We start from the raw sequence: 13336 nt of genomic DNA on the forward strand, positions 1-13336 counted from the left end.
GGACATTCCTCCTTGGTTTTTTGGCGCTTTCGCACGGCCTTGCGACAAGTCTAGCGCCTCGCCGCGATTTTGTCGCCTGATCGGCGCCTTTTTCGATGTGGCCGGGCTCGCATTGACCCCTATCGCGCCGCGCCGTAGTTTCCAGGGCCAAGGAAGATAGCGGGGGGAGGATGGCATGGCAGTGTTGCGGCAATGGCGGTATGGCTTGGCGGTTTTCGCTGTCTTGGTCGCGTTGGTGCTGGCCGGCGGCGCGCGCGCCGACGAGGCGCCGGCAGAGATCAAAATCGGCCATCTCCACGCCGGCTCCGGCCCTTATGCCAGCATTTCGATGCCGGTCTATCTCTCCCTCAAACTCTGGGTCGATCAACAAAACGCCAATGGCGGCGCTTTCGTTAAAGCCTATGGCAAGAAAATCCCGCTCAAGCTGATTTCCTATGACGACCAAAGCAATCCCGGCACCGCCGCGACGCTCACCAATCAGCTCATCACCCAGGACAAGGTCGATCTTCTGATCTGTGATTCGGGCTCGGTGCTGACCGCGGTTTCGGTGCCGATCGCGCGCGAGCACAAAATGTTTCTGTTCGACCCGACCGGGACGGGGGCGGCGTTCTTCAGCAAAGACAATCCCTACATCGCCTTGCTCGCCGATCCGGTGTCCACCGTCTGGCCGCGTTATCTTTGGGAGTTTTTGAAGAGCGACGGCGCCAAGCTTGGCCTCAAGCGTGTCGCCCTGCTTTATTCCACCAATGATTTCACCGGAACCCAGGCGAATGCGATCCGCGCCGCGTTGAAAGAACCAGGCTCGCCGGTCGAGATCGTCTTCGACCAGGGGGTGCCGACCAGCACCTCTAATTACGCCGTGCTGCTCGACAATATCGCGGCGACCAACCCCGATATCGTGCTCGAACTCGGCTATGTCGGCAACGATATCGCGTTTTTGCGCAATCTTCAGGAATCGGGGCAGAAATTCAAAGCCGTCTTCACCCTTTATCCCGGCATCGAGACCAATGTCTTGCTCAAAAATGTCGGGGCGCAGGGCTTGGCCGGCATTTTCTCTTATGTCACCGCGCTCGGCCTCACGCTCAAGCCGGACGTCGGCATGACGGTCGAGGAATTGCGCGCGGCGTTCGAGAAAGCCTATGGCGAAGGCGGGGTCGAATTCGGCTGGAACGCGATCGCAGGCCACGTCACCGGTCTCGTCGTCGGCGAGACGCTGGCGCATGCCGACAGCCTTGCCCAGCCCGATCTTCGCCGCGCGGTGTTCGGGCTGTCGGGCAAGCTCAAAACCCTGGTCGGCACCTTCGAGCTGCGTGACGATGGCGCGCAGATCGGCGAATTGACGCCGATCGGCCAGTTCGATGCCTCAGGCAAGCTCGGCGTCGTCTATCCGCCCGATCTCGCGACCGCCAAGCCGCAGCTCAACACGCCCTGAGCCGCGATGCTGGCGCACGCGCTGCTCGGGGGGGTGATCTATGGCTGCTATTTCGCCCTGGTCGGGCTTGGGCTCAATCTCGTTTTCGGCGTCATGCGCATCGTCAATCTCGCGCATGGCGACGTTTTGATGCTCGGCGCTTATGCCGCGTTTTTTCTGTTCCACCTGCTTGGCCTCTCTCCCTTCATCGCGGCGCCGGTGGTGATCGTCGGATTTTTCCTGCTCGGCTTGCCGTTCTATTATCTCGTCGTGCCGCGTCTCGCGCTTGCCAAGGATGCCGAGATGCTCTCGCTCATTCTCTTCTTCGGCATCCAGCAGATCATCGAAGCCTTGGCGGCGATCGCGTTCGGTTCGTCCGAGCGTTCGATCCCCGGGCGGGTGCTCGGCATCGGGCCGTTTCACCTGCTCGGCGAGACCCTGTCGCGCGCCTGGGTGATCGGCGGCGCCATCGCCGCGGCGGCCGTGCTCGCGCTCTATCTCTATCTCTATCACACGCGGAGCGGGCTTTTGACGCGCGCGGTGATGGCGAGCCGCGAGGAGGCGCTGGCGAGTGGCATCGACATGCATCGCATCTCCGCGCGCGCGTTCGCGATCGGGCTCGCGCTCGCCGGGCTCGCCGGCGTGTTCGCGCCGTTCATGCTCGGCAGCGTCACCCCGGCGATGGGCACCAGCGTCAATCTCGCGGCGTTCGCGGTGATCATCGTCGGCTCGCTCGGCAACCCGCTCGGCACCGTCGCCGGCGGCTTGATCTATGGCGTCGGGCTTTTGCTAATGCAGACCTATGCCAGCGCCTGGGCCGATCTTCTGCCCAATCTTCTGCTGATCGGGGTTTTGCTCGTGCGGCCAACCGGATTGCTCGGGCGGCGGGTGCGGCTTGCCTAGAGCCGTGCGCGATTTTCTCGCGGTCGGGCTGCCGGTGGTCGTGATCTTCGCGCTGCTGCCCTTGATCTATGCCAATCAATTGCTGCTGTTTAACTTTGTCCTGTTCCTCATCCTGGCGCAGGGGCTGAATGCCATTTACGGCTTCACCGGCTATCTGCCGTTCGGCTATGTCGGGTTTTTCGGCGCTGGCGCCTATGGGTTTGCGTTGGCGGTGATGCATCTCGCGGCACCGCCGGCGCTCGCCCTCGCCCTCGCCGGGCTCGCCGCCGTTGTCTTGGCAATGATTCTGACGCCGCTTTTGCGGCTTTCCGGCGCCTATTTCGCGATCGCCAATCTCGCCGCGGCGCAAGCGGTCTATCAGGTCATCGCCAATCCGGCGATGCAAGAGATCACCAAGGGCCCCTATGGCGTCTCTCTCGCCAGCGTGTTCGCGCCGCGCCTGAGCTATGGCGCCGCCCTTCTCATCCTCGCCGGGGTTTTCGCGCTCGTCGCCTGGCTTCGCCATGGCAGTTTCGGCCTCGCCCTTCAGGCTGGGCGCGACGATCCTGTCTCGGCGGCGATGGCCGGCATTCCGGTGGTATCGGCGCGCATCATCGCCTGGCTGATCTCGGCGCTGATCGCTGGCCTCGCGGGCGGGGTATTCGCCTGGCACATCTCGGTATTCTATCCCGAAACCGCCTTCGATCTGTCGTTTTCGATTTTTGCCATCGTGTTCACGCTGTTTGGCGGGGCCGCGACGCTCACCGGGCCGATCGCCGGTGTCCTCTTGCTCTATGGGCTCTATAACCTGATCGGCATCTCGGTGCCGCAATATTTCCAACTCATCTATGGCGCGCTGATCGTCGGCTTGGTGCTGTTCCTGCCGCGTGGCCTCGCCTCGCTGTTGCAGCGGAGGGGGATCGATGTCCCCTGAGCCGCCGCCGCTCCTTGCCGTCGATCGCCTGGTCAAGCGCTTCGGCGGGTTTCGCGCCCTCGATGGCGTCAGTTTTTCGCTCAAGGCCGGCGAAGTGCTCGGCCTCGTCGGCCCCAACGGCTCGGGCAAGACCACCTGCATCAACACCATCTCCGGCCTTTACCCGCCCGATGGTGGCGCCGTGCGTTTTGCGGGTGAGCGGCTCGGCGGCCTTGCCCCGCACCGGCGCGCGCGCCTCGGCATCAACCGCACGTTCCAATCGCCACGTCCCTTTGCCTCGCTGACCGTGCGCCAGAACGTCGCGCTCGCCGCCGCTTATGGCCGCCGCCGGGGGGTGGACGAGCCCGTTTCGCTCGCGGCGTTGCTCGCGATGCTCGAACTCGATCATCTCGCCGAGCGGCGCGCCGAGGATCTCAACAGCGCCCAGCAAAAACAGCTCGATCTCGCCCGCGCGCTGGCAACCGGGCCGCGGCTTTTGCTCGTCGATGAACTCGCCGCCGGGCTCAACCCGGCGGAGCTGACCCGCATGGCCGAGCGCCTCGCGGCGCTGGCGCGCGGCGGCATGGCGCTCCTCGTCGTCGAGCATCTGCTGAGCTTTCTCGACCGGCTCACCGATCGGGTGATCGTGATGAATGCCGGGCGCGAGATTTTTGAGGGATCGCTCGCCGCAGCCACCCGCAATCCGGAAGTCGTGCGGGTTTTTCTCGGGAGCGACCATGCCGGCTGATCCCCCCCTCCTCGCCGCGCGCGGCATCGAAAGCGGCTATGGCAAGGTCCAGGTGTTGTGGGGCGCGGAACTCGCCGTCGGCGCACGCGAAAGCGTCGTCTTGCTCGGGCCGAACGGCGCCGGCAAGACCACCGCCTTGAAAGTGCTGCTCGGCCTGATGCCGGCCTGGCGTGGCACGATTTCTTTCGCCGGCAGCGATATCACTCTCTGGCCAAGCGACCGGCGGGTGCGCGCAGGCATGGCCTATATGTCGGAAATCGGCGTTTTCACTGCCCTCAGTATCGCCGAAAACCTTGCGATCGGCGGCCAGTTCGCGCACCCGGCCGCACTCCGGCGGCGGCTTGACATCCTCTATGACGCCTTCCCCGACCTCGCCGCTCGCCGCTCGGCCGCCGCCGGCAGTCTCTCGGGCGGGCAACGCAAAATGCTCGGCATCGCCAAGGCGCTCGCCGGCTCGCCGCGGCTTTTGGTGATGGATGAACCCTCGGCCGGGCTCTCGCCGCTCTTCGTCGGTCAGGTGATCAGCATTTTGCGGCAGTTCCACCAGGATGGCCTTGCCCTCTTGATCGCCGAGCAGAACGTCAAGTTCCTCGATCTCGCCGAGCACGTGATCACCCTCGAAGGCGGCCGCACCGGGTTTTCCGGCGATGTCGCGACCTTGATGGCCGACGACCGGCTGCACCGCGCGTATTTCGGGCTGTGAGAGCCGGCCTTTTCAGGAAAGACCGACGATCTCGCCCCCTTCGTCGAGGCCGATATGTTCGGCGGCGGGATGGCGGGGAAGCCCGGGCATGGTCATGATCTCGCCGGCGAGCGCGACGACGAAGCCGGCGCCGGCGGCGAGCCGGACGTCACGAACCGGCAAAATATGGCCTGTCGGGGCGCCGAGCAGGGTCGGATCGGCACTGAAACTATATTGGGTTTTCGCAACACAGATCGGCAAATGGCCGAAGCCGGCGGCCTCGAACGCCGCCAAGCGCTTGCGCGCTGGCTCGGCGAGCTGAATGTCAGCGGCGCGATAAATTTTGGTCGCGATGGTGCGGAGCTTCTCGGCAAGCGGCAGCGCCGGCGCATAGAGTGGGCGAAAGCGCGCGGTTTTGCCGGCAACAGCGGCCGCGACCGCTTCCGCGAGCGCCGCCGCCCCCGCCGAGCCCTCCGCCCAATGCGTGCAGCGCACCGGTTCGATAGCGTGCGGCGCCAAGGCCTCTCGCAGCGCCTCGAACTCCGCCCCGGTATCGCCGGGGAAATGGTTGAGCGCGACCACCACCGGCAGCCCGAAGCCGCGCATATTCTCGATATGGCGGATCAGATTGGCCGCACCCGCCGCGACGGCGGCGGGATCCTCGCGGCCGAGTTCGGCGCGAGCCCGCCCGCCATGCATCTTGAGCGCGCGGAGACTGGCGACGATCACCGCGCAATCGGGCGCGAGCCCGGCGCTCGGGCATTTGATGTCGAGGAATTTCTCGCCACCGAGATCGGCGCCGAAGCCGGCTTCGGTGACGACGAAATCGGCGAGCTTGAGGCCGAGCCGGGTCGCGATCGCCGAGTTGCAGCCATGCGCGATATTGGCGAACGGCCCGCCATGGACCAGAGCCGGGGAGTGCTCCAGCGTCTGCACCAGATTGGGCATCAGGGCCTCGCGCAACAGCGCCGCCATGGCGCCAGCGGCTTTGAGATCGGCTGCGGTGACGAAACTGCCATCGCGCCGCGCGCCCACGATCATCCGCCCGAGCCGCGCCTGCAGATCAGTGCGGTCGGCGGCAAGACAAAACGCCGCCATCACTTCCGAGGCGACGGTAATGTCGAACCCGGTCTCGAGCGGCGTGCCGTTGGCAACACCGCCGAGGCCGGCGACCAGCGCGCGCAAGCTGCGGTCATTGACGTCGAGCGCGCGGCGCCAGGTGATGCGGCGCGGATCGAGGCCGGCTTCGTTGCCCCAATAGACATGATTGTCGATCATCGCCGCGAGAAGATTATTCGCCGCGGTGATCGCGTGAAAATCGCCGGTGAAATGCAGGTTGATGTCCGCCATCGGCGCGATCTGCGCGCGCCCGCCGCCAGTTGCACCGCCTTTTTGGCCAAAGCACGGGCCAAGGCTCGGCTCGCGCAGGCAAAGCACCGCGCGCCGCCCGCTGGCATTGAGCGCATCGGCGAGCCCAATCGAGGTCGTGGTCTTGCCCTCCCCGGCCGGTGTCGGGCTGATGCCGACGACGAGGACCAGCGCGCCGTTCGGCCGAGAGGCAAGCCCATCGATGAAATCGAACCCGATTTTCGCCTTGGTGCGCCCATAGGGCTCGAGCGCCTCGGCCGGGATCGCGAGGCGCGCGGCGATGTCGGCGATCGGGCGGAGCGGCGTTGCGCGCGCGATCTCAAGATCGATGTTTCCGGTGCTCATGGCGCTCGCTTTGGCATGGTTCGGCGGCGAAATCCATCCCCTTCATGCGCGAAAAGCGGGGGAGGTATGTCGTTCTATCCACGGCTACCGAACGGGGGTAAGATTCGCTTGTTCGTGAGAACCAATCAGGAGGAAAATCCATGTCATCGGTAGAACGACGCCGCCTTCTTCGTGGCCTTGGCGCGGGCGCGGTCGGCCTCGCGGGCCTTGCCGTCGGCGGGCCGGCGCGCGCGCAAAGCGATCCCGCCGGCACCATGCCGCCGCCGCGCGATTGGAACGATCCAACGACGGTGATCTATCCCGATCCGGCGTTCGAGGTTTTCGATCCGCGTTTCGCCAAATATAATGCGGGCACCACCTCGATCGAACGCATTTTCACCGGCGCCATCTGGACCGAGGGGCCGGTTTGGTTCGGCGACTGGCACAGCCTGTTGTTCAGCGATATCCCCAATAACCGCATCCTTTGCTACAATACGATGACGCGGGAGACGACGGTCTTCCGCCATCCCTCGGGCTATGCGAACGGCAACACCCGCGATCGCCAGGGCCGTCTGGTCTCTTGCGAACAAGGCGGGCGGCGCATCAGCCGCACCGAATATGACGGCCGCATCATCACCGTCGTTGACAGCTATAACGGCAAGCGACTGAATTCGCCCAACGGCGTCATCGTCAAATCCGACGACACGATCTGGTTCACCGATCCCACCTATGGCATCGGCGGCGATCATGAGGGCAACCGCGCCGAGCCGGAATTGCCACGCAATGTCTATCGCTTCGATCCCCATCGCAATCAGCTCAGCGTCGTGGTCGGTGATTTCTCGATGCCGAACGGGCTCTGCTTCTCGCCCGATGAGAAGAAACTCTATATCTCGGATACCGGCATCCTCGGCGGGCCGGAGCCGAAACACACCCTGATCCGCGTTTTCGATGTCGGCGAAGACGGGAAATTATCCAATGACCGCGTGTTCCATGATTTCAAGGGCGACGGCACCTATATCGCCGATGACATGCGTGTCGATGAAGACGGCAATCTCTGGTGCGCCGGCGGCTGGGGGCCGGCGACGATGAATGGCGTGCGCGTCTTCGCCCCTGACGGCACCCCGCTCGGCGCCATCGTGCTTCCCGAAGTGGGCGGCAATCTTTGCTTCGGCGGCCATCAGCATAACCGCCTGTTCATCGCCGCGAGCAAATCGATCTACGCGATCGATGTCGGCACACGTGGGGTGGAATACTGATTGATCGCGCCTGGCGCCGGGGCGTGCCTCACCTGACGCGCTCCCCGGCGTCGCCGAAAGCAGCGTCCTCGCGTGGCTCGAGGTCGAAGGCGGCCTGCATCAGGGCTTGCGTGTAGGGGTGGCGCGGCGCATCGAAAATACTGTCCGCGTCCCCCTGCTCGACCACCTTGCCGTGGCGCATCACGACGACCCGATGCGCCAGCGCCCGCACCACCGCGAGATCGTGGCTGATGAACAGGAAGCTCACCGGATAGCGCCGCTGCAGATCGCGCAGCAAATCGACGATCTGCGCCTGCACCGAGCGGTCGAGCGCGCTGGTCGGCTCATCGAGCACCACCAGCGGCGGCTTTAGGACCAAAACACGCGCGATCGCGATGCGTTGACGCTGCCCGCCGGAAAACTCATGCGGATAACGCCGCATTGCCTCTGCCGGCAGCCCGACTTCCTCGAGCGCCGCCGCGACCCGCGCCATGCGCTCGGCTTGCGAAAGTCCGCGCGCATGCACGCGTAAGCCCTCCGCGACGATCTCGCCAACCGACATCCTTGGCGAGAGAGAGCCATAGGGATCCTGAAAGACGATCTGCATGCGCGCGCGCATCGCCCGCCAGGCGCGGCGATCGAGCGCGAGGAGATCGGTGCCCTCGAACAAAAGCTGGCCTTCCGCACGGGCGAGGCCGAGCAGGGCAAAGCCGAGCGTCGTCTTGCCCGATCCTGACTCGCCGACCAGTCCCACCGTCTCGCCGCGCCGGACGCTGATCGAAACCCCGTCCACCGCCCGCACATGGCCGACGGTACGCCGCAGAATGCCGCGTTGGATTGGGAAATGCACCGAAACGTCGCGGGCTTCGAGCCGCACCGGGGCGGCGTTGGGCAGCGGCACCGGCGGCCCAGACGGCTCGGCGGCGAGCAGCATGCGGGTGTAAGGATGCTCGGGGGCGGCGAAAATCCGCGCCGCCGCGCCGGCTTCGACGATCCGCCCCTCCCGCATGACACACACCCGATCCGCATAGCGGCGGACGATGGCAAGATCATGGGTGATCAAGAGAAGGGCGAGGCCGCGCGACGCTTTGAAGCCCGCGAGCAGGGCGAGAATCTGTGCCTGGATGGTGACATCGAGCGCCGTTGTCGGCTCATCGGCGATGAGCAGTGCCGGGTCGTTGGCAAGCGCCATGGCGATCATCGCGCGCTGACGCTGGCCGCCCGACAATTGATGCGGAAACGCATCGAGTCGGCGCGCCGCATCGTCGAAGCCGGCCTGTTCGAGCAGCGCAATCACCCGCTCACGCAACGCCGCCCGCGGCATCCGGCGATGGACGCGAACCGCCTCCCCCACTTGCCGGCCGATCCGGTGCAACGGGTTGAGGCTGGTCATCGGTTCCTGAAACACCATACCGGCAACGCCGCCGCGCATCATCCGCAGCGTCTCGGGATCGGCATCGAGCACCGATTGACCGTCAAGCACGATACGCCCGGCATCGTTGCGGGCGCCTGGCGGCAGCAATTGCAAAAGCGAAAGCGCGGTGAGCGTCTTGCCCGAACCCGACTCGCCGACCAAGGCCAATGTCTCGCCGCGGTCAAGCCCGAAGGAAACGCCTTCGACGACATGGCGGTTACCAAAGCAGACCGAGAGATTTTCGACGTTGAGAAGAGTCATGTCACGGTCTTACGCGGATCGAAGCTATCGCGCACCGCCTCGCCGATGAAAATCAGCAGCGTCAGCATGCCGCCAAGGACGGCGAAAGCAATGATGCCAAGCCAGGGCGCCTGGAGATTGTTCTTGCCCTCGGAGACCAGTTCTCCCAGCGAGGGCGAGCCGGGCGGCAGGCCAAAACCAAGGAAGTCGAGGCTGGCGAGAATGGTGACCGAGCCCGAGAGGGTGAACGGGAGAAAGGTCAAGGTCGCGACCAAGGCATTGGGCAAAATATGGCGGAACATCACGGCGATATCCGAAAGCCCAAGCGCGCGTGCGGCGCGCACGTAATCGAGATTGCGCCCGCGCAGGAATTCGGCGCGTACGACACCGGTCAAATTCATCCAACTGAACAAAAGCAGGAAAAACAAAAGCACGAAAAAGCCTGGGGTGATGATGCTGCCGAGAATGATCAGAAGATAAAGTTGCGGCATACCCGACCACATCTCGATAAAACGCTGGAACAAAAGATCGACGGCGCCACCATAAAACCCTTGCAGCGCGCCGGCGATGACGCCGATCGCCGATGAAATCGCGGTGAGCGTGAAGCCGAACAGAACCGAGAGACGAAAGCCATAGATCACCCGCGCCAGCACGTCGCGCGCCTGATCGTCGGTGCCGAGCGGATTGCGCCAACTCGGCGGCGCCGGTGCCGGCTGCGGCAGATCCTTGACGATGCTGTCATAATGATAGGGAATGAGCGGCCACAGCATCCAGCCATGCGCGTTGATCGCGCGGGCGATATCGGGATCGGTGTAATCGGCCTCGGTCGGCATGAAATCCTTGCCGAAGGTATCTTCGCTGTAGTCAACGAAAATCGGAAAATACCAATGGCCCTCGAAATGGATCACCAGCGGCCGGTCATTGGCGATGACTTCGGCGAACAGGCAGATGACGAAAAGCGCCGCGAAAATCCAGAACGAGTAAAAGCCGCGACGATGGGCGCGAAATGCGGCGAGGCGCCGGCGCGCGAGCGGCGAGAGGGTCATCGCGGCCTGGCCTCGAAATCGATCCGCGGATCGACGACGGTATAGAGAAGATCGCCGAGAATCTGCATCAAAAGCCCGAGCAGGGTAAAGATGTAGAGGGTTCCGAACATCACCGGATAGTCACGCGCGATGGCGCTCTCGAAGCCGAGCAGGCCGAGGCCATCGAGCGAAAACACGATTTCGACCAGAAGTGCCGAGGTGAACAGAATGCTGATGAAAGCCTGCGGAAATCCGGCAACGACCAGCAGCATAGCGTTGCGGAAGACATGGCCATAGAGCACGCGCTTTTCGCTCGCCCCCTTGGCGCGCGCGGTCAGCACGTATTGTTTGCGGATCTCCTCGAGGAAGCAATTCTTGGTCAGCATGGTGAGGCTCGCAAAGCCGCCAACGGTGAGCGCAACCGTCGGCAACACCATATGCCAGAGGTAATCGAGCACCCGCGCCGGCCAGGACCAGTTTTCCGCCCCGGCGCTCGCGAGGCCACGCAGCGGAAACCATTGCACGAACGAACCGCCGGCAAACAGCACGACGAGCAGGATGGCGAACAGAAATCCCGGCACGGCATAGCCGATCAAGACCGCGACACTGCTCGCGACATCAAAACGGCTGCCGTCATGGACGGCTTTCATGATGCCGAGCGGAATCGAGACCAGGTAGACGATCAGCGTCGACCACACGCCGAGCGAAGCGCTGACCGGGAGTTTCTCGCGGATCAATTGCAGAACGGTTTTGTCGCGGAAAAAGCTGCGGCCGAAATCAAAATGCAGATAATCTTTCACCATCAGCCAGAACCGCGTGAGTGGCGGCTTGTCGAAGCCGAACATGCGGCGTATGTCGCTGACGATGTGCGGATCGAGCCCGCTCGCGCCGCGATAGAGCCCGCTTTGCCCCGGCATCGCCTCGCGTCCGCCAGCACCAGTCATGCGGCCGCTCATCTCGCCGCCATGCCCCTTCAGTTGCGCGATCATCTGCTCGACCGGACCACCCGGCGCAAATTGCACGACCGCGAAATTGATCGCGATGATGCCGAACAAAGTCGGCACCAAAAGCAACAAACGGCGCAGCAGATAGGCGGCCATCGCCGCCCCTCACTCCAGGCCAGCGCGGCGGGCGTTGTCGGTCTCCTCGGCGAGTTTCTCATCAACCCACCAGGAATCGAAGGCGAGGCCCGAACGCACCGGCCTGTCCGGCCGGCCGAAACGCCGCCAATAGGCAACCCGCACCGATTGCAGATACCAATGCGGCACCATGTACCAGTTCCACAGCAGGACACGATCAAGCGCGTGCGTCGCCGGCAGGAGATGATCATAATCCGGCGCGGTGACGACGTTCTGCACCAGGGCATCAACCACCGGATCAGCGACCCCCATCAGATTATCAGAGCCCTCCTGCTTGGCCGCGCCACTGCTCCAATAGCCCACCTGCTCGTTGCCAGGGTAATCCGATTGCGGAAACACGGCGACCGTCATGTCGAACGAGAAGGTGTTGAGCAATTGCTGATATTGCGCCGGATCGACGGTCCGCACCGTCGCGGTAATGCCGAGTTTCGCAAGCCACTGGACATAGGGCAGCGCGACGCGCTCGAAGGCCGGCTCATCGAGCAGGATCTCGAACGTGAACGGCTGGCCCTCTCTATTGGCGAGCATCCGGTCTTTGACCCGCCAGCCGGCCTCTTCAAGCAGACCCAGGGCTTTTTTCAAATTCGCGCGATTATTGCCGCTGCCGTCGGTGACGGGAAGGCTGAAGGGCTCGGTGAAAAGCGCCGGCGGCAGATGCGCGCGCCAGGGTTCGAGCAAGGCGAGTTCGGCGCCTTCGGGGATGCCGGACGATGCCATGTCGCTGTTGGAAAAATAGGAATGCGTGCGGGTATAGGCGTTATAGAAGAGATTGGCGTTGCACCATTCGAAGTCAAACACCAGATCCATAGCCTGGCGCACCCGGCGATCCTGAAAAAGCGGCCGCCGCGTGTTCATCGCAAAGCCCTGCATGCCGGTCGGGAGATGCTGCGGCAAGTTTTCTTTCTTTGCCAGCCCGCGCTGAATCGCCGGAAAATCGTACGCCGTCGCCCATTGTTTGGCGACATTTTCCTCGCGGAACTCAACCTGCCCGGCCTTGAACGCCTCGAAGGCGACCGTGGTGTCGCGGAAATACTCGACCTGAATGCGGCCGAAATTGAATTGTCCGCGCACCGTCGGCAGATCGAGCGCCCAGTAATCATGCACCCGTCGGTAGGTGATGCTGCGGCCAAATTCGGCTTTCTCGACACGATAAGGCCCGGAGCCGAGCGGCATGTCGGTCAGCGGATGCGAAAAATCCCGGCCTTTCCAGAAATGCTGCGGCAGAACCGGCATCTCGCCGAGAATGAGCGGCAATTCGCGATCCGGCGTTGGCTTCAGATGAAAGACGACGCGGCGGGCATCGAGCGCCTCGGCGCGTTCGACATCGCCATAATAGAGACGATAAAATGGCCGCCCATCACGGCGCAATGTGTCGAATGTCCATACCACGTCATTTGCCGTCAGCGGCGCGCCATCATGGAAATGGGCGCCGTCGCGCAACGTGAAAACGACGCGCGAATGATCGCGGGCGAGCTCGATGGTCTCGGCGAGATGGCCGTAAGCGGTGCTGGGTTCGTTGATATTGGCGCGGAGCAGCGTGTCATAGATGCGCCCGATATCGTCAGGCGCGCTGCCACGGACGATGAAGCCGTTGAAATTATCGAAGCTGCCAATCGCTGAGAGCACCACCACGCCGCCCTTCGGCGCCGCCGGATCGACATAAGGGAAATGGCTGAAATCGCGCGGCAGGCCGGGTTTTTCGAGCAGCGTCACGACATAATCGGGGGGCTCGCCGCCGGCATCGGGTACGGCCTCGGCGACGCGCCAAAGACGCGGCTTGCCAGCAGCCGCCAGCGCCACCGGCAGCCCCGGCAACGCAACTAGAAAATCCCTCCGTTGCACCGTCTCACCCCTCCATTTTCTGCCCGCCATCATAGAACGAGAACGCGCTGCGCGCGATGAACGAGAACGCGCTGCCCGCGAGGAACGAGAACGCGCCGCCCGCGATCACCCGG

The 13336-nt window shown here is 63.8% G+C and carries 11 protein-coding genes; 6 read left to right on the forward strand and 5 right to left on the reverse strand.

The genetic code is table 11. The features are described from left to right. The first annotated feature begins 175 nt into the window (after positions 1 to 175). From ACP5M5_RS08815 to ACP5M5_RS08835, 5 genes are read left to right on the forward strand one after another with little or no spacing between them, the layout of a single operon-like run. A complete protein-coding gene (locus tag ACP5M5_RS08815; RefSeq protein ID WP_427936754.1) occupies positions 176 to 1432 on the forward strand; it encodes an ABC transporter substrate-binding protein in 1257 nt (418 codons plus the stop codon). 6 nt (positions 1433 to 1438) lie between these two features. Beyond that, complete coding sequence (locus ACP5M5_RS08820; RefSeq protein ID WP_427936755.1) at positions 1439 to 2314, forward strand: branched-chain amino acid ABC transporter permease; 876 nt, start codon at positions 1439 to 1441, stop codon at positions 2312 to 2314. A gap of 4 nt (positions 2315 to 2318) precedes the next feature. Continuing rightward, positions 2319 to 3227, forward strand: coding sequence for a branched-chain amino acid ABC transporter permease (locus tag ACP5M5_RS08825; RefSeq protein WP_427936756.1), 909 nt, complete (start codon positions 2319 to 2321; stop codon positions 3225 to 3227). Further along, positions 3217 to 3954 (forward strand): ABC transporter ATP-binding protein, encoded by a 738-nt coding sequence (locus tag ACP5M5_RS08830; RefSeq protein ID WP_427936757.1) that lies wholly within the window; start codon positions 3217 to 3219, stop codon positions 3952 to 3954. The genes ACP5M5_RS08825 and ACP5M5_RS08830 overlap by 11 nt, the downstream gene beginning before the upstream one ends. Then, positions 3944 to 4657: an ABC transporter ATP-binding protein gene (locus tag ACP5M5_RS08835; protein WP_427936758.1), complete on the forward strand. Its 714-nt coding sequence runs from the start codon at positions 3944 to 3946 to the stop codon at positions 4655 to 4657. The genes ACP5M5_RS08830 and ACP5M5_RS08835 overlap by 11 nt, the downstream gene beginning before the upstream one ends. Before the next feature lie 12 nt (positions 4658 to 4669). Here the strand turns inward: ACP5M5_RS08835 and ACP5M5_RS08840 are convergent, their stop codons facing one another. Next, positions 4670 to 6349 (reverse strand): formate--tetrahydrofolate ligase, encoded by a 1680-nt coding sequence (locus tag ACP5M5_RS08840; RefSeq protein WP_427936759.1) that lies wholly within the window; start codon positions 6347 to 6349, stop codon positions 4670 to 4672. A 140-nt stretch (positions 6350 to 6489) separates the two neighbouring features. On the opposite strand from ACP5M5_RS08840, the gene ACP5M5_RS08845 reads away from it, so the two are divergent. Continuing rightward, the gene (locus ACP5M5_RS08845; protein WP_427936760.1) at positions 6490 to 7584 is read left to right on the forward strand and encodes an SMP-30/gluconolactonase/LRE family protein; all 1095 of its coding nucleotides are present in this window, start codon (positions 6490 to 6492) and stop codon (positions 7582 to 7584) included. A gap of 28 nt (positions 7585 to 7612) precedes the next feature. Here the strand turns inward: ACP5M5_RS08845 and ACP5M5_RS08850 are convergent, their stop codons facing one another. Genes ACP5M5_RS08850 through ACP5M5_RS08865 form a run of 4 tightly spaced genes read right to left on the reverse strand, consistent with a single transcriptional unit; the run spans position 7613 to position 13223 of the window. Beyond that, entirely contained in the window at positions 7613 to 9238 is a 1626-nt protein-coding gene (locus ACP5M5_RS08850; RefSeq protein WP_427936761.1) for an ABC transporter ATP-binding protein, read from the reverse strand. After that, on the reverse strand, positions 9235 to 10263 hold the full coding sequence (locus tag ACP5M5_RS08855) for an ABC transporter permease (RefSeq protein ID WP_427936762.1): 1029 nt from the start codon (positions 10261 to 10263) through the stop codon (positions 9235 to 9237). Before ACP5M5_RS08855 ends, ACP5M5_RS08850 begins: the two co-directional genes overlap by 4 nt. Next, on the reverse strand, positions 10260 to 11342 hold the full coding sequence (locus ACP5M5_RS08860) for a microcin C ABC transporter permease YejB (RefSeq protein ID WP_427936763.1): 1083 nt from the start codon (positions 11340 to 11342) through the stop codon (positions 10260 to 10262). Before ACP5M5_RS08860 ends, ACP5M5_RS08855 begins: the two co-directional genes overlap by 4 nt. Before the next feature lie 9 nt (positions 11343 to 11351). Beyond that, positions 11352 to 13223 carry an extracellular solute-binding protein gene (locus ACP5M5_RS08865; RefSeq protein ID WP_427936764.1) on the reverse strand — a complete coding sequence of 624 codons (1872 nt, stop codon included), beginning with the start codon at positions 13221 to 13223 and terminating at the stop codon, positions 11352 to 11354. Positions 13224 to 13336: the final 113 nt, after the last annotated feature.

Source organism: Acidibrevibacterium sp. (genome assembly GCF_049965395.1).
GTDB classification, from domain to species: Bacteria; Pseudomonadota; Alphaproteobacteria; order Acetobacterales; family Acetobacteraceae; genus Acidibrevibacterium; species Acidibrevibacterium fodinaquatile.

Excerpts from the sequence above, each read along its gene's own strand:
- ACP5M5_RS08855 (WP_427936762.1), bottom strand. The coding sequence starts at position 10,263 with ATGACCCTCTCGCCGCTCGCGCGCCGGCGCCTCGCCGCATTTCGCGCC.
- ACP5M5_RS08815 (WP_427936754.1), top strand. The coding sequence starts at position 176 with ATGGCAGTGTTGCGGCAATGGCGGTATGGCTTGGCGGTTTTCGCTGTC.
- ACP5M5_RS08845 (WP_427936760.1), top strand. The coding sequence starts at position 6,490 with ATGTCATCGGTAGAACGACGCCGCCTTCTTCGTGGCCTTGGCGCGGGC.
- ACP5M5_RS08850 (WP_427936761.1), bottom strand. The coding sequence starts at position 9,238 with ATGACTCTTCTCAACGTCGAAAATCTCTCGGTCTGCTTTGGTAACCGC.
- ACP5M5_RS08840 (WP_427936759.1), bottom strand. The coding sequence starts at position 6,349 with ATGAGCACCGGAAACATCGATCTTGAGATCGCGCGCGCAACGCCGCTC.
- ACP5M5_RS08830 (WP_427936757.1), top strand. The coding sequence starts at position 3,217 with ATGTCCCCTGAGCCGCCGCCGCTCCTTGCCGTCGATCGCCTGGTCAAG.
- ACP5M5_RS08820 (WP_427936755.1), top strand. The coding sequence starts at position 1,439 with ATGCTGGCGCACGCGCTGCTCGGGGGGGTGATCTATGGCTGCTATTTC.
- ACP5M5_RS08860 (WP_427936763.1), bottom strand. The coding sequence starts at position 11,342 with ATGGCCGCCTATCTGCTGCGCCGTTTGTTGCTTTTGGTGCCGACTTTG.
- ACP5M5_RS08835 (WP_427936758.1), top strand. The coding sequence starts at position 3,944 with ATGCCGGCTGATCCCCCCCTCCTCGCCGCGCGCGGCATCGAAAGCGGC.